The organism is Collinsella aerofaciens, assembly GCF_964243765.1.
Lineage (GTDB): Bacteria > Actinomycetota > Coriobacteriia > Coriobacteriales > Coriobacteriaceae > Collinsella > Collinsella aerofaciens_BU.
Genome location: NZ_CAXTGI010000002.1, coordinates 184,983 through 204,845 on the forward strand (window position 1 = coordinate 184,983; position 19,863 = coordinate 204,845).

Consider the following 19,863-nt stretch of genomic DNA (forward strand, 5'->3'; position numbering starts at 1 on the left):
CCGTTTATGATTCCCGGATCGAACAAGGACCATCCGTCCTTTTTAAAGTCGTTCTCCTACGCCATGGAGGGCTTCGTCACCGCCGTCAAGACCGAGCGCAACATTAAGGTCATGCTCGTGGCGGGCGTGTGCACCGTCATTGCCGGCTGCATCGTGGGGCTCGACATTGCCGAGTGGGCCACGATTATCATCTGCTGCGGCCTGGTGATTCACGGCGAGCTGTGCAATACCGCCATGGAGGCCATTGTCGATCTGGCGACCCAGGAGCTCCATCCGCTGGCAAAACGCGCCAAGGACATCGCCGCCGCCTCTGTATACGTTCTTTCCATCACCGCCGCGATTGTGGGCGTGCTGGTATTTGCCCACGCGCTCGGCTTTATTTAGAAAGGGATTCCCATGTCCGACAATATGCAGTCTACCGATGAGATTTTGGACGACGAGTCCCCGGATGCTAAGGCGACCGAGGCCTATGAGGAAGTCGAGGAGTTCGACCCGTTTGAGGGCATGAGCGACGAGGAGCTCGACGCCCTGTGCGATGAGGACGACAGCCTCGCGGGCTTTGGCGACGTTGAGCCCGGTTTCCGCAGTGGCTTCGTGGCCTTGGTCGGCCGCCCCAACGCCGGTAAGTCAACGCTGCTCAACGCCTGCTATGGCAAAAAGGTCGCCATCACCTCGCCGGTGGCCCAGACGACCCGCCGCCGCATGCGCGCCGTCGTCAACCGCCCCGGCTACCAGCTGGTCTTTGTCGATACCCCGGGTATCCACAAGCCCAAGGACGGTCTAGGGTCCGAGCTGAACAAGAGCGCGCTGTTCGAGCTGAACGATGTCGATGTTGTCGCGTTTTTGATTGATGCCACCAAACCGATCGGCAGGGGAGACGCCTGGGTTGCCGAGCGTGTCAAGAATGCCCGTTCCAAGAAGGTCCTGGTGCTCACCAAGGCCGATGAGGCCGACCCCGCACAGGTCATGGAGCAGCTTAAGGCAGCCCACGAGCTTATGGACTTTGACGACGAGATCGTGACGTCGTCGGTCAAGAACTTCAACGTCGATGCCTTTATCGAGACCGTTGCGCACTTTTTGCCCGAGGGCCCGCGTTGGTTCCCCGAGGACATGGGTACCGACGCTTCTGACGAGACGCTCGTTGCCGAGTTTGTGCGCGAGAAGGTCTTGCGCCGCACCCGTGATGAGATCCCTCACTCCGTTGGCGTAATCTGCGACGCGCTCGAGCAGACCAAGAAGGTGCTGCGCGTGCACGCCACTATTTACGTCGAGCGCGAGGGCCAAAAGGGCATCATCATCGGCAAGGGCGGCGAGATGATCAAGCATATCGGTATCGACGCCCGTCGCGATCTTGAGCGCATTTTTGGCACGCAGGTCTTTTTGGAGCTGGACGTGAAGGTCAAGGCCGGCTGGCGTGACGACGAGGCCCAGATTCGCCGCTTTGGCTACAACGCCGAGGACTAAGGACGCGCAGCGCGCATGGCAGGCTCCCGGACATATCGCACGAAGGTGCTCGTGCTCGACAAGACCAAGCTCAAAGAGACCGATCTGATTCTGACGATGCTTGACGAGCGGGGTCGTCAGGTTCGTGCCGTGGCAAAGGGGGCCCGCAAACCCGGTGGGCGCTTGGCGGCGCGCTGCGAATTATTCTGTACCGTCGATATGCTGCTCGCACATGGACGCTCGCTCGACGTTGTTTCTCAGGCCGAGCTTTTGGAAGCGCCGGTTGGCGCCGCGCCCGATTACGAGACGACCTGCGCCGCAAGCGCGATTGCCGAGGTCGCGCGCGTGTGCTCATTCGAGGACGCCGAGGACCCGTTTACCTTTGCCATCACGCAGCGGGCGCTCACGCTTGTCGGCTGTGGGCTCGACTCGGCACATATGGACCTGCTCGTGGCGGCCTTTGTCTTTAAACTTCTGTCGCACGTGGGCTATCGACCCGATTTTTCGGCCTGCGTGCTGTGCGGAGACCCCATGCTGTCGTACTTTTCGCCCCAGGCGGGCGGGCTCATGTGCGGTTCGTGCGCGTCGAGCGTTCCGGGTGCCGAGCTGGTTTCGACCGGTGAGGTCGAGTGGCTGCGCGCCCTCATGTCCATGACCTTCGATGCACTCATGGTCGAGCGAATCGACCCGCATACGGCGGCGTTCTTGCTCGGGCTTTCGCATGTGTGGGCTGCGACGCACACCGACCAGCGCCTCCGTGCGATGGAATTCATGTTGGGTCGGTGATGATGCGCATGGGCGGTCTGCTTGTGGTAACATACCGACCTGTTGGTACCTCGACCTTGGATGCTCGCTCCACCGACGGCTTCCCAGTCCGAGGCGAATAGTGTCGCCCGCGGGCGACAAGAAACGAAAGGTGAAACAATGACTGTTTCCAAAGAGCGCAAGGCTGAGCTGACTGCCCAGTTCGGTAACACCCCGGTCGACACCGGCAACCCCAAGGTTCAGGTCGCCATCCTGTCCGAGCGCATCAAGGAGCTGACCGAGCACATGAAGTCCCACCAGAAGGACTTCCACACCCGTCGTGGCCTGCTCATGCTCGTCGGCCGTCGTCGTCGTCTTCTCTCCTACATCAAGAAGAACGACATCGTCGAGTACCGTGAGCTCATCAAGGCTCTGGGCATCCGCGACAACATCCAGTAAGGATTTGTACATGCTAAGAGCGTCCTGCGCAGCGGGGCGCTCTTTTTGTGTAAGGGCGCGAACAATCACGCTCTGAAGCGTGGCGGGGGCAGGGGGCCCGCGTCACATGAGAAGCCCACAGGCAAGGGGCCTGTGGGGTAAAGGAGAACAATGACACTCGTATCCAAGACCTTTGAGCTGTACGGCAAGACCTACACCTTTGAGTCCGGCGAGCTTGCCAAGCAGGCCACCGGCGCCTGCCTGGTCAAGCAGGGCGACACCACGATGCTCGACACCGTGGTTGTCTCCAAGGAGCGCAAGAACTACGACTTCTTCCCGCTGACCGTCGACTTCAACGAGAAGATGTACGCAGCCGGCCGCATCCCGGGTGGTTACCTCAAGCGTGAGGGCCGTCCCAGCGAGAAGGCCACGCTCACCGCGCGCATGATTGACCGTCCGATTCGCCCGAGCTTCCCGGACGGCTTCCGCAACGAGGTGCACATTGTCGCCACCTCGCTCGTCGCCGACCAGGTCAACCCCTTCGACGTCATCAACGTCATGGGTGCCTCCCTGGCCATGACGCTCGGCGGCGTGCCCTTCGAGGGTCCGCTTGCCTGCGTGCGCATCGGCCGCAACGTGGAGACCGGCGAGTTTATCGTCAACCCCACCTATGAGGAGCGCGAGAACTCCGATCTGGACCTGGAGCTGGGTGGCTCCGCCGACTTCATCTCGATGGTCGAGGCCGGCGCCGAGGAGATCTCCGAGGACGACATGCTCGCCGCCATGAAGTTTGGCCAGGAGGCCCTTGCTGCCTTCTGCCAGGCTCAGGACGAGTTTGTCGCCGAGTGGGAGCAGGTCAACGGCGCCATCGTCAAGAAGGAGTACCCGCTCGACCAGCCCGTCGAGGAGGTCCAGGAGCGCATCTTCGCCCACTACGACGAGATGGCAGCCGCCCTTCGCGACGCCGACAAGCTCTCCCGTATCGGTAAGGTCGAGGCTCTGAAGGAGTCCATCCGTGCCGAGTTCACCGAGGAGGAGCAGTCCGCTTGGGAGCGCGAGATTCCCGTGGCGCTCAAGAAGCTCGAGAAGAAGGCTATGCGTACCATGGTCGTCGAGACCGGCGAGCGCGTCGACGGCCGTGCCGCCGATGAGATTCGCCCCATCATGGTGAAGGATAACTACCTGCCGCTCGTTCACGGCTCCGGTCTGTTCCAGCGTGGCCAGACCCAGGTGCTTTCCGTCCTGTCGCTCGGTATGCTCAACGAGGGCCAGCGTCTGGATACCATCGAGCCCACCGAGGGCAAGCGCTACATGCACCACTACAACTTCCCGCCGTTCTGCACCGGCGAGACCGGCCGCATGGGCAGCCCCAAGCGCCGCGAGATCGGCCACGGCAACCTGGCTGAGCGCGCTTTGCTTCCGGTGCTCCCCGACGAGAACGAGTTCCCCTACGCCATCCGCGTCGTCTCCGAGGTCATGGAGTCCAACGGCTCCTCTTCGATGGCTTCGACCTGCGGCTCCACGCTCGCCCTTATGGACGGCGGCGTGCCCATTAAGCGCCCGGTCTCCGGTATCGCCATGGGCCTGATCCAGGAGGAGGGCAAGACCGTGGTCCTGTCCGACATCCAGGGTCTCGAGGACTTCCTTGGCGACATGGACTTTAAGGTCACCGGCACCACCGAGGGCATTACCGCTCTGCAGATGGACAACAAGGCCACTGGTCTTACCTTTGACATCTTGGCCCGCGCCCTGCAGCAGGCCAAGGAGGGTCGCGCCTTCATCCTGCAGAAGATGCTCGATGTGATCCCCGAGCCGCGCCACACCACGCGCAGCACCGCTCCGCGTATCGTCTCCATCCAGGTTCCGACTGACAAGATTCGCGACGTCATCGGTTCCGGCGGTAAGGTCATCCGCGGCATCCAGGACGAGACCGGCGCTTCGGTCGACATCCAGGAGGACGGCACCGTCTTTGTCGGCGGCACCGGCGAGTCCGTCGATCAGGCTGTCGAGCGTATCAAGCTCATCATCAAGGTTCCCGAGCCGGGCGAGGAGTACACCGGTCGTGTGGTCTCCATCCAGCCCTTCGGCGCCTTCGTCAACCTGCTGCCCGGCAAGGACGGCCTGCTGCACATCTCCCGCGTCGCCAAGGGCCGCGTGGAGAAGGTCGAGGATGTCCTTAACGTGGGCGACGAGGTCAAGGTCGTCGTCATTGAGGTCGACGATCGCGGCAAGATCTCGCTCGATCGTCTTGACAAGCCCGAGGCTCCGGCTCGCGCCGAGGGTACCTCCGAGGGCGACGGCGAGCACTTCCAGCGTCGTGAGCGTCCGCGTCGCGAGCGCTCCGAGCGCAGCGACCGTCCGCGCCGTCCCGGCGACAACGGAGGCCGCAAGCCCCGCCGTCACCACGACGCCGAGTAACAGCCGTACATAAGCAGCACCGCAAGGGCGACTCCGGACAGGGGTCGCCCTTTTGCTTGCGCCCGGGAGGGCCGCATATGAAATTTCCTGCTCTACAGTCCTGCGCAAGACGGAAAGCACATTAAGTGCTTTCCTTTGCGTGCGGAACTCGCGATAAACTTCATCAGTGCCCGCCCCACGGGAAACCGGCGGGATAGACCGGTTCAGATGGGGCTTTAATGCATGGGTGGTCTGTATTGGTTCAAATGGGTATCATACTGTGGTTATTGCATCGACTCTGTGATGCATGTTTGTACGTTCCCGGCGGTCGGTTTGCCAGAAGCGCCCCGTCGGTTGTTCCAGACCCGTTTCGAAGAAAGGAAACCACACTAACCTATGGCAGCTAAAAAATCATCTCCCTTGAAGATCATCCCGCTTGGCGGCCTTGACGGCATCGGCAAGAATATGACGGTCTTCGAGTGCGGCGACGACATGGTGCTCGTCGACGCCGGCCTCATGTTCCCGGATGACTCCCAGCCTGGTATCGACCTGGTGCTTCCCGACTACACCTATGTTCTGGAGAACGAGGAGAAGCTCCGCGGTATCGTCGTCACTCACGGCCACGAGGACCACACCGGTTCGCTTCCGTATCTGCTGCAGGACCTCAACAATAAGGTGCCCATCTTCTCGAGCAAGCTGACGCTCGGTTTTATCGAGGGCAAGCTCTCCGAGTTCCGCATCCGCGCGCCTAAGTTCCGCGAGGTCAAGGGCGGCAGCCATGTCAACCTCGGCGGCATCTCGCTCGACTTCTTCTCGATGACGCACTCCATCCCCGGCGCTCTGGGCGTGTTCATCCGCACCAATCAGGGCACCGTTATGCACACCGGCGACTTTAAGCTCGACCAGACGCCCATCGACGGCGTCACGCCCGACTACGCCGCTATCAGCCGCTTTGCCAAGCAGGGCATCGACCTGCTGCTTTCCGACTCAACTAATGCCACGGTTCCCGGCTTTACCAAGTCCGAGGCCGAGGTTGGTCCCAACCTGTTGCACGCCATCAAGAACGCCCCGGGTCGCGTGTTCGTCGCGTCGTTCTCGAGCCACATCCATCGTCTGCAGCAGATCTGCGATGCCGCCCGCAAGTGCGGCCGTAAGGTCGTTGTGACCGGTCGCTCCATGCTCACGAACACCCGCGTGGCGCGTGAGCTGGGCTACCTCAACATCGATGACGTCGATATCATCGATGCCTTCGATATCGATAACCTGCCCGACGATAAGATTGTCGTCATGTGCACTGGTTCGCAGGGCGAGCCGCTGTCGGCCCTGTCCCGCATGGCCAATGGCGAGCACAAGACGCTCTCCATCCACGAGGGCGATACCGTTATCCTCTCTGCAACTCCTGTTCCTGGCAATGAGAAAGCCGTCCAGCAGGTCGTCAACAGCCTGGCTAAGCTCGGCTGCGACGTGTGGGATAAGAACCGCGCTCTCGTCCACGTCTCCGGTCACGGTAGCCAGGAGGAGCTCAAGCTCCTGATGGCCATGGCCAAGCCCACGTACTTTATGCCGGTTCACGGTGAGGCCGTGCATCTGCGCGCCCATGCCCAGCTGGCCCGTAAGATGGGTCTCAAGGACGATCATATCTTTATCCTCGATAACGGCGACACGCTCGAGATGCGCGGCGGTATCGTCAAGCGCGGTGCGCCCGTCGAGTCCGGTGTCGTCTACGTCGACGGCCTGCGTATCGGCGATACCGACCCCATTGTCCTGCGCGATCGTCAGAAGCTCGCCAACGACGGTATGGTTACCGCTGTTGCCATCGTCTCGCTTAAGCACAAGAAGATCGAGGCCATCGAGTTCTCGGGCCGTGGTGTCTCGTTTGCCATCGACGACCAGTTCTCCGAGGATGCCTCCGCATCCATTATGAAGACGATCGAGAAGGGCAAGTTCAGCTTTACGAGCAGCGGTTCCGATGCCATTCGCAAGGCCGTGCGCGATTCGCTCTCCAACTTTATCTGGAGCCGTACGCGCACTCGTCCGATGATCATCCCGGTCGTCATGGAGGTTTAGTTTGGCGCGCGGATCAGCACAAAACGCCAAAGGTAATAAGGCCAATAACCAACCGGCATCTGCTAAGGGTGCCGGTTCCCATCTGCGTGCCAATAAGGGCCACGAGTCCGAGTTTGATGAGTTTGAGCCCCTGGTCGAGCCTTCGGCCAATCGCGATATCGCCGGTGTGGTCATCGCCGTTTTGGCGATCGCGTCCTTCATTGCCGTGATCTCTCCGGCAACAGCGCCCGTGACGGCTGCGGTTGCCGGTTTCTACCACCTGGGCTTTGGTCTGGGCGCCTACGTGCTGCCGATCGTCATCTTGCTGTTTGCCGCCACGCTCTTTTTGGGTGAGGACTCGCCGCTCAACGTGCGCTCTGTTGCGGGCGGCGCCTTGGTCTTTATCGCCGTCGTCTCCATTCTTTCGCTGATGGTGCCGGGCACGAGCGATTCGTGCGACCTTATGTTTACGCCGCAGAACCTTTCCGTGTCGGGCGGCTACATTGGCGCCTTTATCGCAAGTGCCTTGCAAAACGCCTTGGGTAAACCTATCGCCATGGTTGTCTTGCTGGGGCTTGTCGTCGTTGGTTTGGTCATTATCGGCTTTTCGGTGGGTGGCGTTTTGCGCTCCGCACGCGATCGCGCTGCCGATTTTGCCGAGCGTCGACGTGCCGATGTCAATGCGAGCCCGTGGGGCGATGAAGAGGCCCTGTCTGTTCCCGGCGTCGCTCGTCCGCACCTGAGCATTTTGCGCCAGAAGGGGACTGACGCCGCGGTGACCACGGTCATGGGTGGCGATGTCGACCCGGTTTTGGATGACGACGAGGACGATGACCCGTTTGTCGACGTATCCGAGTCGGTTGAAGCCGAGCGGGCCAAGACCACGCTGCTGCCGCGCCGTCATGCCAAGAAGGGCAAGACGGTTCCCAAGCTCAATACGAGTGAGCCCGACCCGTCTTGGTCCGATAGCGAGATTGAGCTCACCGAGGGCGATGACGAGGACGACGAGGCTCCGATTGAGACCGCAAAGACAACTTTGCTGCCGCGTCGCCATGCAAAGCGCGGCCAGGTCACCGGACAACTTTCGATGGAGGACGATCCGGACAAGGTTGACGAGTCCGAGCCGCCGTTTGCCGTGAACCCTGTTTCGGCCGCACCTCAGATTCCCGACTTCTTAAAGCATCCCAAGGTTGCCGATGCGCCTGCCACGAGTGCTGTCGAATCGGCTGCGGCTCGTGATGGGGGAGCGGACGGCGGCGCCGCAGATAACGAGGGCGAAGAAGAGGACGGCCTCAAGCTTCCGCCGCTCGAAATCCTACATGCCAACCCGCAGTCGGCTTCTGCCGCGTCTTCGGATAAGGAGCTGGAGCAGACCGCTGAGTCACTGCAATCCACCTTGCTTGAGTTTGGCCGCAGTGCCCGCGTGGTCGGCTGGATCGCCGGCCCCACGGTGACGACCTTTAAGCTGCAACCTGGCGAGGGCGAGCGCGTGAGCAAGATTTCGAGCCTCGAGGACGATATTGCGCTTTCGCTCGCCGCCCAGTCGGTTCGTATCTTTGCCCCGATCCCCGGCACCTCTCTCGTTGGTATCGAGATTCCCAACCGCAAGCGCCAGAACGTCAATCTGGGCGACGTGCTGCCCTATGTGAAGGGCGGTCCGCTCGAGCTCGCCATCGGCCGCGACGCCGAGGGCACGCCGGTTGTCGCCGACCTCGCCAAGATGCCTCACCTGTTGATTGCCGGTACGACCGGTTCTGGTAAGTCGGTGATGATCAACTCCATCATCACGACCTTGCTCATGCGCGCCCTTCCCGAGGACGTTCGCCTGATCATGGTCGACCCCAAGCGCGTCGAGCTTGCGGGCTATAACGGTCTGCCGCATCTCTATGTGCCCGTGGTGACCGAGCCCAAGCAGGCCGCGAGCGCTCTGCAATGGGCTGTGTCCGAGATGGAGCGTCGCCTGAAGGTCTTCGAGCGTCTCAACGTGCGTAAGATCTCGACCTACAACGAAAAGCAGGCTGCTGGCGAGTTTGAGCATTACGACAATCCGCCGCAAAAGATGCCCTACCTTGTCATTATCATTGACGAGCTCTCTGACCTGATGATGGTCGCCGGTAAGGATGTCGAGGCCTCGATCGTGCGTATTGCACAGCTGGGCCGTGCCGCCGGTATTCACCTTATCGTTGCCACGCAGCGCCCCAGCTCCAACGTGGTGACGGGCCTCATTAAGGCCAACATCACCAACCGTATCGCCTTTAACGTCGCCACGGGCATCGACTCGCGCGTCATCATCGACCAGATGGGCGCCGAGAAGCTCACCGGTTTGGGCGACATGTTGTTCTCCAAGGTCGACTGGGGCAAGCCCCGCCGTATCCAGGGCTGCTTTGTCTCGGATGATGAGATCAACGAGATTGTCGAGTTCGTCAAGTCGCAGAGTGAGCCCGACTACCACGAGGAGATTCTGTCCGCCGTGGCGCCCGCTTCCATGTCCATGGCTGGTGGCGGCGGCATTGTCCGCACCGGAGTAGCCGAGCCGCAAGACGATGATCCGCTCATTTGGGAAGCCGCCCATATTGTGGTGGAATCGCAGCTTGGCTCCACATCTGGCCTGCAACGTCGTCTGAAGGTTGGCTATGCGCGTGCCGGGCGTATTATGGACATGCTGGAAGAAAAGGGTGTCGTCGGCTCGCCCGACGGTTCCAAGCCGCGCGAGGTCCTGTTGGACGAGGAGGGGCTTGCCGCGCTGGAATCTGTCGACGCCGAGATGGCACGTGAAGATCGTGAGTTTGGAGGATTCTGATGGCTGCACGCTTTGGTGACATGCTGCTCGAGCAGCGTCGCCGAATGGGCCTTTCCATTCAGCAGGTCGCCAACACCATCAAAATCAGGCCGCAGATCATCGAGTTTTTCGAGACCGGTAACTTTGCTTCGATGCCGCCGCGCGGCTATGCGCAGGGCATGATTTCGAGCTATGCTCGCTTTTTGGGCCTCAATCCGCGCGAGGTCGTCAATGCCTACTTTGACGAGCTGATGGCATACGAGCGCGAGACGTCGCAGCAGGGCGGTCGTTTTCAGGACGCCGCCGGCTATGTCAATTCACGTTCCTCGGTGGATAATGGGCGCTTCTTGATGGTTCAGGGTGGTCGCTCAACGCGTTATGGTCAGCGTCCGCAGCAGGCTGGCTATATTACCGAGACGGGTTCGGGCGAGGAGATTCGCTCACAGCGTGACCGGTTCCGCAGTACGCCGATGCCCGAGGACCGTGCACTTCCCGCTGCCCGCGGCGTGGCGCGTGACCCTCGTGCCGGCTACGGCGACGGCGGCTATTCCGATCGCGGTCACCGTGGTATCTCCACCGGACGTTCTCGCAGTGGCTATGCGGACGCCGATGCCACGCAGGTGACGCCGCGTCTTCGCTCTCAATCACAGCCGTATGGCCAGCGCTCTTCGGCTCCACGTGCGTGCCAGCGTGGCTATCAAGGCCGCGGTGAACTTGCGCCCCGCTCGGGTCAGCGCAGCCTTCAGGGCCAGGGTGGCTATCGCGGCCGTTCCGACAGCAATCGTGGTCGTATGCCTCAGGGAGGCGGCCGCAGCAGTTCCAGTCGTGGACGCGGCGGTTCCCGTACTCCTCAAAACAACGGTCTCGATCCGCGTATCGTCTACGCCGGCATCGGTGCCGTGGCGTTGCTGCTGATCGTGCTCATCGTGGTACTTCTGCGCGGCTGCGCATCTTCGACGCCCGAGACCACGCCCGAGACGCCCACTGCCACCAAGACGACGACTAAGAAGTCTTCTAAGAAGACCGAAACGGTCGACGAGGACGAAGACACCGATGAGGCGACGGATGAGTCGACCGATTCGGACGTCACCAAGACGACGGCTAAAAAGGAAGAGAACGAGGTAACGAAGGTCAAGGTCTCCGTTGCCAAGGGAAAGACCGCCTGGATTGAGGTCAAGGTCGACGGCAAGTCGGTCTATGGCGCCCAGGCGACTGGCCCCTTTGAGCAGGAGTACACGCCCGAGTCCTCGATCGAGATCACCACGTCCAAGCCTTCCGATGTCACCGTTACCAAGAACGGCGAAAAGGTCCGTTACGATACCAAGACCTCGGGCGTGGCGCGTGTGACGATCACCGTTCCCAAGAAGGAAACGACTGATTCCGAGAATGGTGAAAGTTCTGATGGTGCCGACACCACCGATGGTACCGATGCCCAGTCCACGGATGGCGCCGATACCGCAACTGACGGCCAGGCGCCCACCGATTCTACCGACTATTCGTACGATAGCTACTAAGCCGCTCGTACGCGAAAGGAAACATCATGGCTAAAGATTCCAGCTTCGACGTCGTGTCCGAGGTCAACATTCAAGAGGTCGACAACGCCTTCCAGCAGACCACGCGCGAGATTTCCCAGCGCTATGACCTGAAGGATTCCGGCGCCACGATCGAGCTTTCGAAGGGCGACAAGCTCTTTACGATTAACGCCCCGGCCGACTTTGTCTCCAAGCAGATCATCGATGTCCTGAGCTCCAAGCTCATCAAGCGCGGCATCGACCTCAAGGCTGTCTCTTGGGATGCTCCACAGGCGGCATCGGGCGGCACCGTGCGCGTGCTCGGCCATATCGTCGAGGGTATCGACCAGGCGACCGCCAAGAAGATCAACAAGGACATCAAGGACCAAAAGCTCAAGGTCAAGGTGACTATCGAGGCCGACAAGCTGCGTGTTTCCTCTGCTTCGAAGGACGCGTTGCAGACCGTGATCCAGTTCCTGCGCGACCAGGACTACGGCCAGCCGCTGCAGTTCACCAACTACCGCTAATATCATTCGAAAGGACTGCTCTCCAACATGGATACACCGTTGGGCTCCGTGCTCTACATCACCCTCGGGTGCGCTAAGAACGAGGTTGACACCGACCGCATGCGTTCTCTTTTGACCGCCGCGGGCTACGAGGAGGCATTCGACCCACAGGATGCCGATATCGCCATCGTCAATACATGCTCGTTCCTCGCCTCCGCAACGTCCGAGAGCATCGAGACCACGCTCGAGCTCGCCAACGAGGTTCAGGACGGCGTTCGTTCTTGTCCCATCGTCATGTGCGGCTGTGTGCCGTCGCGCTATGGCGACGACCTGCCTGACGAGCTGCCCGAGGTCGCTGCCTTTGTGAAGGCCGACGAGGAGGACGGCATCGTGGCGGTCATCGATGGCGTGCTGGGTGTCGAGCGTGAGATCGCTGCCTATATTCCGCAAGTCAAGCGCACTGTCGAGGGCGCTGTTGCTTACGTCAAGATTTCCGATGGCTGCAACCGCTTCTGCAGCTTCTGCATGATCCCCTATATTCGCGGTCGCTATCATTCGCGCAATGCCGAGAGCATTATCTCCGAGGTACGCGACCTGGTTGCCGGCGGTGTGCGCGAGATCGTGCTGATCGGCCAGGACACGGGTATTTGGGGCACCGACTTTGCCGACGAAGACGCCACCGATGGCTCGCCGCGCAATCTGGCGCAGCTGCTGCATGCCGTCGCCGAGGCCGTGCGCCCGCACAACGTCTGGGTCCGCGTGCTCTATCTGCAGCCCGAGGGCATGACCGACGAGCTTATCGATACGATTCGCGATACGCCCGAGGTGCTGCCCTATATCGATATCCCCGTGCAGCACTGCGACGCGCGCATCCTCAAGGCTATGCGCCGTTCTGGTTCGCGCCAGGAGCTCGAGGACCTGTTTCGCGATCTGCGTGAGCGTATCCCCGGCATCGTGATCCGTTCCACGGCCATGGTCGGCTTCCCGACCGAGACCGACGACGAGTTCCGCGACCTTATCGACTTTATGGACACCGTCGGCTTTGACTACACGAGTGTCTTTGCCTACTCGCAGGAGGAGGGCAGCCTGGCCGCTAAGATGGAGGGTCAGGTCGATGAGGAGGTCAAGCTCGAGCGCGCCCAGGAGGCCATGGACCTGGCCGAGTCGCTCGGTTTTGCCGCCACCGCCGCACATGTGGGCGAGCGCGCCCAGGTGATTGTCGACGGCATCGAGGAGACCGAGGACGGCGCCGAGCTGATCGGCCATGCTTGGTTCCAGGCGCCCGATTCCGATGGCGCGGTGCACTTGGACGCCAGCGAGGCGTCCGTGGGCGATATTCTGACGGTCGAGTTTACCGATAGCTTCTGCTATGAGCTTATCGGCCATGTTGTGGAGTAGGAGAGCATCGTGGCAAACGAGAGCAATAAGGAACTGACGAGTGTTTGGACGCCCGCCAACATCGTGACGTGCGTGCGCATCGTCTTTATCCCGGTGTTCATGATCGTGTCGGCGCTTTCTCACACGAGTGTTGCCGGTACAGATTGGAGCACCTTCGACGGCCCGCTCGCCGCCGCTGCCTTCATTCTGTATGTGATCCTGTCGTGCACCGATAAGGTCGACGGCTACCTGGCGCGCTCGCGCAACGAGATTACCGATTTCGGTAAGTTCTTGGACCCCATCGCCGACAAGCTGCTCGTGTTCTCGGCCTTGCTGCTGTTCTTGGACTTTGGCACCGTGACGGTTTGGTCCGTGTTCATCATCTTGTTCCGCGAGCTGTTGGTAAGCGCCCTGCGCATGGTTGCGAGTGCCGCCGGCGTGGTCGTTGCCGCCGATAAGCTTGGCAAGTACAAGACGGCGACCACGATGGTCTCCATCTGCGGTTACCTGTGCGTCTTTGCGATGGCCGGCTTGCACCTTGGCCCGCTGGCGCTGACGCTCGGCATCTACTCGGTGTCGCGCTTCCTGTACGCCGTTGCCGTTGTCCTGACCGTTATCTCGGGCGCCCAATACTTCTGGAACTGCCGCAAGATCGTCTTTTCGATCTAGGTCCTGGTGGGTATGACGGACTCTTTTGATCAGATTTCCGCACATAACGAGGAGCTGGCGCGTCATATTGTCGAGCGCGCGAGCGCTCGGGGCGTGACGGTTTCGACGGCTGAGTCGCTGACAGCAGGTATGATCGCCTCGACGATTGCCGATATCCCGGGCGCCTCGGTGGTGCTGCGTGGCGGTGCGGTGACCTACTGCGATGAGATCAAGCATCGCGTTTTGGGTGTTGATCAGGAGACGCTCGACCGCTATACCGCGGTGTCGCATCAGACCGCGCGCGAGATGGCGGCGGGTTCGCTGGAGCTGTACCAGAGCGATATTGCAGTGAGCGCAACGGGTTATGCCGGCCCCGGCGGCGGCACTGAGGACGATCCGGCTGGCACTTTCTATATTGGCTGGGCGTATCGCGCGGCTGATGGGGAAGTGCCGGTCGTGGACTCTGTGCGCTGCCACTATGAGGGCGACCGTTCGTGTGTTCGTGCCCATGCGGTCGCGGAGGCATTGGGACGCATTGCCCTTGTGCTCAACTCTATGGAATAGACGTGTTTTAAGGGGCCTTCGGGCCCCTTAATTGTGGAGATAGGGACCCCTGACGAATTTAGCGTTTGCGCTGGTCATAGGTGTATTTTTGCCTTTCTTGTTCTTATTTGCCCCTTTGTGGTCAAGCATTTGGTCAGTGTTTGGTCGGCGTTTGGTTGGGTTTTGGAAAGACTGCCTGCATATGATTGGCCTGAACGGTTGACCACGAACAGCCGTTCGTTTATTATCGATGCAGGTTGTTAAGAGGAGGGCTATTCATGGCCAAGAATTCAGGTCCCGTACGTACCGTTCATGCTCGCACGACGGGTAAAGAGCGCGATGAGATGATCGCCACCACCAAGGCCGAGATCGAGAAGAAGTTCGGTCAAGGCTCCATCATGAGGTATGGTGACGGCGGCCCCGAGCTTGAGGTTGAGGCCATCCCCACGGGCGCTCTGGCACTCGATGCCGCTCTGGGTATCGGCGGTGTGCCGCGCGGCCGTATCGTCGAGATTTACGGTCCTGAGTCCTCCGGTAAGACGACGCTTTCGCTTGAGATCCTGGCCGAAGCCCAGGCTATGGGCGGCGTGGTGGCATTTATCGATGCCGAGCACGCGCTCGATCCCACGTATGCCGCGCGCATTGGCGTGGATATCGACGAGGTACTGATTTCCCAGCCTGATACGGGTGAGCAGGCGCTCGAGATTGTTGACATGCTCGTGCGTTCCGGCGCCATCGATGCCATCGTCGTCGACTCCGTCGCCGCGCTGACCCCGCGTGCCGAGATCGAGGGAGAGATCGGCGATACCACGGTCGGATTGCAAGCTCGTCTGATGAGTCAGGCGCTCCGCAAGCTCGCCGGCTCGCTGTCCAAGTCCAACACGACATGCATCTTCATTAACCAGCTGCGAGAGAAGATCGGCGTCATGTTCGGCAACCCCGAGACCACGACGGGCGGCCGCGCCCTTAAGTTCTTCTCTTCGGTGCGTATCGACATTCGCCGCATCGACAGCATTAAGCTTAAGGATGAGGTTATCGGTAACCGCGTGCGCACCAAGGTCGTTAAGAACAAGGTGGCAGCTCCGTTCCGTTCTGCTGAGTTCGACATCATGTACGGTACGGGCATCTCTAAGGAGGGCTCGATTCTGGACATGGCTGTCGAGTGCGGCATTTGCAAGAAGATGGGCTCCTGGTTTGCCTATGGCGAGGACAAGCTCGGCAACGGTCGCGAGGCCGCCAAGGCGTTCCTGCGCGAACACCCCGATTGCGCCGACGAGATTGAGCATAAGGTCCGCCTTGCCTGCGGGCTTGAGTTTGATGACGATGCTCCGTCCGAGGTCGAGCTGACCGATCAGCCTGCGCCTGAGGAGTTTGACGAGCTTTACGCCATCGATGGTTCCGCCATGCTCGATGATGACGACGAGTAGCGGTTACGCTCATGTCGTATACGGTGACCGAGGCCACAGTCGTCTTTCCCGATAAGAAGGCGGCCTCCTCGTTCTCGAGCGGGTATGCGTCCAAAAAGCCTTGCGCACATATCGATTGTGAGCTTGAGGGCGGTTTTGAGCGGTCCATTTGGATTCCCGTGCGGGTCGCGCGCCTGTATGTCAAAAATCGCCCCGATCTTCCCTGTGATTGGGATAACTTTCGTGAAGCGGTGCAGCTCATCGAGCGTAAATGTGCACTTACCATGGTGACCGAGATGCTATCGCGACGCGACCATGCGACGGGTGAGGTCCGTGATAAGTTGGCACGCTACGGCTTTCGCCAGCCCGCGATCGATTTCGCCGTCGAGCGCGCCACCGAGTATCGCTTTTTAGACGAGAACCGCTTTTGCTCGTACTTTATCGAGGAACACAAGCGGCGCGGTTGGGGACAGCGTAAAATCGAGACCGAGCTCAAGCGCCGTCATGTCGTGCTCGATGACATTCCCGGTTATCCCGAGGATTATTTTGCCGTCGAAGACGATTTGGCGCGTGCGTCAGCCCTGCTCGCCAAGCGGCGTGTTCCAGAGACGCGCGGATTCGAAAAACTGGTTCGGTTTTTGATGGGCAAGGGCTTCTCGTATCACATCGCCGCCGATGCCGTTAAGGCACGTCTCGATGCCGAACGTGAGGAATGTGCGGTTTAGGCGTATGCGTTTTGTGCCCCTGCCGTTCACCGCGTTTTAGCCGCCGTGCTGGGGCCATTTATTTGACAGTTGTTGTGGTTCAACGTACGATAAACACTGTCATTTGCTTTGTGATATGTGCTCATCTGTGATGAGTTTGTTTATATGTTTATCTGTATCCGACCCGCATAAGCTGCGCCCATATTACTCAAATGTCGCGAGCCGTTCGTAAGGACGGTTCGCTTTGTTGTGTAACGAATCCATAAAAAGGAGTGAGCATGCCTATCATCGCAGCGCTCGTTGGCATCGTTTTGGGTGCCATCGCCGCCATTGCCTACATGCGCACCGCCAAGCAGGGTAGTCTTCACGAGGCCGACGAAAAAATCCAGTCGGCACACGCACAGGCTGAGTCCCTGATCGGTGATGCCAAGCGTCAGGCCGAGACCCTCAAAAAAGAGGCTCTGCTCGAGGCTAAAGAGGAGATCATCAAGAACAAGCAGGCCGCCGAGGCCGAGGACAAGCAGCGTAAGAACGAGATTCGTACGCTCGAGAACCGCGTGATGCAGCGCGAGGAATCCCTCGATCGCCGCAACGACGCTCTCGACAAGCGCGAGCATCAGCTGTCCAGTCAGGCTGGTCAGGTCGAGAAGCGTTCTCGTGAGCTCGAGGAGCTCTGCGCAAAGCAGACCTCCGAGCTCGAGCGTATCGCCGACCTTACCCGCGAGGACGCCCACAAGGAGCTCCTCGATAAGGTTCGCGGCGAGGTCACCCACGAGGCCGCCACGATCATTCGCGAGTCCGAGCAGCAGGTTCGCGCTGAGTGCCACAAGACCGCCCAGGAGATTCTGTCCCTGGCGATTCAGCGCTGCGCTGCCGACCACACTGCCGAGGTTACCGTTACCTCCGTGCACATTCCCTCTGATGACCTCAAGGGCCGTATCATCGGTCGCGAGGGTCGCAACATCCGGACCTTCGAGCAGGTTTCCGGCGTCAATCTCGTGATCGACGACACGCCCGAGACCGTCGTTCTTTCGAGCTTCGACCCGGTCCGTCGTGAGACCGCCCGTGTCGCCCTCGAGAACCTCATCGCCGACGGCCGCATTCACCCCGCTCGCATCGAGGAGATGTATCACAAGGCTGCCGACCTGGTTCAGCAGCGCGTGCGTGAGGCTGGCGAGCAGGCTGCCTTCGATACCGGCATCCACGACCTGCACCCCGAGATCGTCAAGACCCTTGGTGCCTTGCGCTACCGTACCTCGTTTGGACAGAACGTGCTTCAGCACTCCCTCGAGGTTTCCGATCTGTGCGGCGTGATGGCTTCCGAGCTTGGCCTGGACGTTGTGACTGCCAAGCGCGCCGGCCTGCTGCACGACCTGGGCAAGGCAATCGACCATGACGTCGAGGGCCCGCATGCCGTCATCGGCGCCGAGCTGGCCCGCCGTTATGGCGAGAAGCCCGTTATCGTCCACGCTATCGAGGCTCACCATGCCGATGTCGACCCCAACACGGTGCTCGATGTCCTGGTGCAGGCCGCCGATGCTGTCTCTGCCTCTCGCCCCGGTGCCCGTCGCGAGTCTGCCGAGAACTACATCAAGCGTCTTGAGAAGCTCGAGGAGATCGCCAACTCCCATGACGGCGTCGAGCGCACCTATGCCATGCAGGCTGGTCGCGAGGTCCACGTCATGGTTCAGCCGGACAAGATCTCCGATGCCCAGTCCACGGTCCTGGCTCACGATATCGCCCATCAGATCGAGGAAGAGATGGAGTATCCCGGTCAGGTGCGCGTCGTCGTGATTCGCGAGAGCCGCGCTGTCGATATCGCTAAATAACATGAGCGACGCGAACGAGCTCATCTCATTTATCGCGTCGATGTCGGGGGAGGGCAACCTTCGCGTCGAGGAGAACCTTGGCGAGGGGTATGTCCGCCTCCGCGTTTCGGAGGCCGAGCGGCGCCAGGCAAAGCACGACATTCAGCATGTCGAGGATATCGTCATCGAAATGCTCCGTAATGCTCGCGATGCCGGCGCCGACAAGGTCTATCTCGCCACGACCAAGGAAGACGGCGTCCGCACGCTTGTCTTTCTGGATAACGGTTCGGGCGTTCCGCAGGATATGCAAGAGCGAATCTTTGATGCCCGCGTTACCTCCAAGCTCGAGAGCATGAAGATGGACCGTTGGGGCGTTCACGGTCGTGGCATGGCATTGTTTTCGATCAAGCAGAACACCGATGAGGCCCGTGTGGTCACGTCCGGTGTCGATCTTGGTTCAGCCTTTAAGGTGAGCGTCGCGGCCGACCGCCTCAGTGAGCGTGCCGATCAGTCCAGCTGGCCCCAGGCCGTCAAGGATGAGGACGGACGTTATGTCTGTGCTCGCGGTCCGCATAATATTATTCGCGCTGCATGTGAGTTTGCGCTCGAGGAGTTGCGTGGTTGCGATGTCTATCTTGGTTCTCCGTCTGAGATTGCTGCGACCCTTTATGCTCAGGCGTCAAGCCGGCTTGATACGTCTCGTCTCCTGTTCATTGATGACGAGAGCGAGCTTCCGGTTGTCGATCGTTTAGGCCTTGCTTCTGATGCCGAGGACTTTATCCGTATCTGTTCGGGTTTGGGTCTTGAGATGTCCGAGCGCACGGCCCATCGCATTTTGGCGGGGCAGATTAAGCCCGTTCGCGGTGTGGCCGCGCGTCTGCTGCGCGAGCGTGATTCGTCCTCGCATGCGCCGGCTCCTGTCGATCTCGCGAAGGATCGTCGCGGGCTACGTATTGCCAAGGATGACATGGCACAGTTTTCGCGTGCTGTGGAGCGCGACTTTAATGACCTTGCTGCCCGGTACTATCTCAACCTTTGCGGCGACCCAAAGATTCGTGTTTCGCGTGATCGAATCACCGTGACCTTTGATCTTGCCAAAGAGGAATAGTGCCTTTACCGAGTCCACTCGGTACGATACAGTTATTGCAGTTAAAACGTACTTTTAAATGCAGGAGTTTCTTCATGGATTGCCTGAAGGTATCAAGCAAATCATCGCCCGCGTCCGTTGCCGGCGCCATCGCCGGCATGGTCAAGGATGGTGTACCCGTCAACATCCAGTGTGTCGGCGCCGGTGCCGTCAACCAGGCCATTAAGGCCGTGGCTATCGCGCGCGGTTTTTTGATTCCAACCGGTTTTGATATTTCCTGCGCGCCCGTGTTCTCCGACATCCTCATTAACGGGGAGTCGCGCACGGCCATCCGCCTTTCTATCTACGTTCACCAGATCAATCGAGCTGCTATGGATAACGTCGTCATGGATGATGTTAAGCCTGTGGCATAGCTTCTGATTGCCT

At 60.2% G+C, this 19,863-nt stretch carries 17 protein-coding genes; all 17 read left to right on the forward strand.

What is annotated here, in order from left to right:
• The first annotated feature begins 6 nt into the window (after positions 1 to 6).
• Positions 7 to 384 carry a diacylglycerol kinase family protein gene (locus ACESSC_RS02330; protein WP_117639888.1) on the forward strand — a complete coding sequence of 126 codons (378 nt, stop codon included), beginning with the start codon at positions 7 to 9 and terminating at the stop codon, positions 382 to 384.
• Positions 385 to 396: 12 nt separating this feature from the next.
• Positions 397 to 1,464: a GTPase Era gene (era, locus tag ACESSC_RS02335; RefSeq protein ID WP_197032771.1), complete on the forward strand. Its 1,068-nt coding sequence runs from the start codon at positions 397 to 399 to the stop codon at positions 1,462 to 1,464.
• A 15-nt stretch (positions 1,465 to 1,479) separates the two neighbouring features.
• A complete protein-coding gene (gene recO / locus ACESSC_RS02340; protein ID WP_117839853.1) occupies positions 1,480 to 2,229 on the forward strand; it encodes a DNA repair protein RecO in 750 nt (249 codons plus the stop codon).
• A 138-nt stretch (positions 2,230 to 2,367) separates the two neighbouring features.
• A complete protein-coding gene (gene rpsO, locus ACESSC_RS02345; protein ID WP_035138510.1) occupies positions 2,368 to 2,646 on the forward strand; it encodes a 30S ribosomal protein S15 in 279 nt (92 codons plus the stop codon).
• A gap of 150 nt (positions 2,647 to 2,796) precedes the next feature.
• On the forward strand, positions 2,797 to 5,043 hold the full coding sequence (locus tag ACESSC_RS02350; RefSeq protein WP_117773517.1) for a polyribonucleotide nucleotidyltransferase: 2,247 nt from the start codon (positions 2,797 to 2,799) through the stop codon (positions 5,041 to 5,043).
• A 375-nt stretch (positions 5,044 to 5,418) separates the two neighbouring features.
• A complete protein-coding gene (locus ACESSC_RS02355) occupies positions 5,419 to 7,089 on the forward strand; it encodes a ribonuclease J (protein ID WP_373161050.1) in 1,671 nt (556 codons plus the stop codon).
• A gap of 1 nt (position 7,090) precedes the next feature.
• Positions 7,091 to 9,868: an FtsK/SpoIIIE family DNA translocase gene (locus tag ACESSC_RS02360; RefSeq protein WP_373161051.1), complete on the forward strand. Its 2,778-nt coding sequence runs from the start codon at positions 7,091 to 7,093 to the stop codon at positions 9,866 to 9,868.
• Positions 9,868 to 11,361: a helix-turn-helix domain-containing protein gene (locus tag ACESSC_RS02365; protein WP_373161052.1), complete on the forward strand. Its 1,494-nt coding sequence runs from the start codon at positions 9,868 to 9,870 to the stop codon at positions 11,359 to 11,361. The genes ACESSC_RS02360 and ACESSC_RS02365 overlap by 1 nt, the downstream gene beginning before the upstream one ends.
• 26 nt (positions 11,362 to 11,387) lie before the next feature.
• Complete coding sequence (locus ACESSC_RS02370; RefSeq protein WP_271807112.1) at positions 11,388 to 11,885, forward strand: YajQ family cyclic di-GMP-binding protein; 498 nt, start codon at positions 11,388 to 11,390, stop codon at positions 11,883 to 11,885.
• Positions 11,886 to 11,912: 27 nt separating this feature from the next.
• On the forward strand, positions 11,913 to 13,262 hold the full coding sequence (gene rimO, locus ACESSC_RS02375) for a 30S ribosomal protein S12 methylthiotransferase RimO (RefSeq protein ID WP_373161053.1): 1,350 nt from the start codon (positions 11,913 to 11,915) through the stop codon (positions 13,260 to 13,262).
• A gap of 99 nt (positions 13,263 to 13,361) precedes the next feature.
• Entirely contained in the window at positions 13,362 to 13,910 is a 549-nt protein-coding gene (gene pgsA, locus ACESSC_RS02380) for a CDP-diacylglycerol--glycerol-3-phosphate 3-phosphatidyltransferase (RefSeq protein WP_233547957.1), read from the forward strand.
• 12 nt (positions 13,911 to 13,922) lie between these two features.
• Positions 13,923 to 14,453, forward strand: a complete 531-nt coding sequence (locus ACESSC_RS02385) for a CinA family protein (RefSeq protein WP_271739224.1) — start codon at positions 13,923 to 13,925, stop codon at positions 14,451 to 14,453.
• Positions 14,454 to 14,710: 257 nt separating this feature from the next.
• Entirely contained in the window at positions 14,711 to 15,859 is a 1,149-nt protein-coding gene (recA, locus tag ACESSC_RS02390) for a recombinase RecA (RefSeq protein ID WP_373161054.1), read from the forward strand.
• 11 nt (positions 15,860 to 15,870) lie between these two features.
• Positions 15,871 to 16,563, forward strand: a complete 693-nt coding sequence (locus ACESSC_RS02395) for a regulatory protein RecX (RefSeq protein ID WP_373161055.1) — start codon at positions 15,871 to 15,873, stop codon at positions 16,561 to 16,563.
• A 257-nt stretch (positions 16,564 to 16,820) separates the two neighbouring features.
• Complete coding sequence (rny, locus tag ACESSC_RS02400) at positions 16,821 to 18,371, forward strand: ribonuclease Y (RefSeq protein ID WP_089573375.1); 1,551 nt, start codon at positions 16,821 to 16,823, stop codon at positions 18,369 to 18,371.
• Between the two features lies 1 nt (position 18,372).
• Positions 18,373 to 19,458 carry an ATP-binding protein gene (locus tag ACESSC_RS02405; RefSeq protein ID WP_118259731.1) on the forward strand — a complete coding sequence of 362 codons (1,086 nt, stop codon included), beginning with the start codon at positions 18,373 to 18,375 and terminating at the stop codon, positions 19,456 to 19,458.
• Positions 19,459 to 19,532: 74 nt separating this feature from the next.
• Entirely contained in the window at positions 19,533 to 19,850 is a 318-nt protein-coding gene (locus tag ACESSC_RS02410; protein ID WP_006235982.1) for a stage V sporulation protein S, read from the forward strand.
• The last annotated feature ends 13 nt before the right edge of the window (positions 19,851 to 19,863 follow it).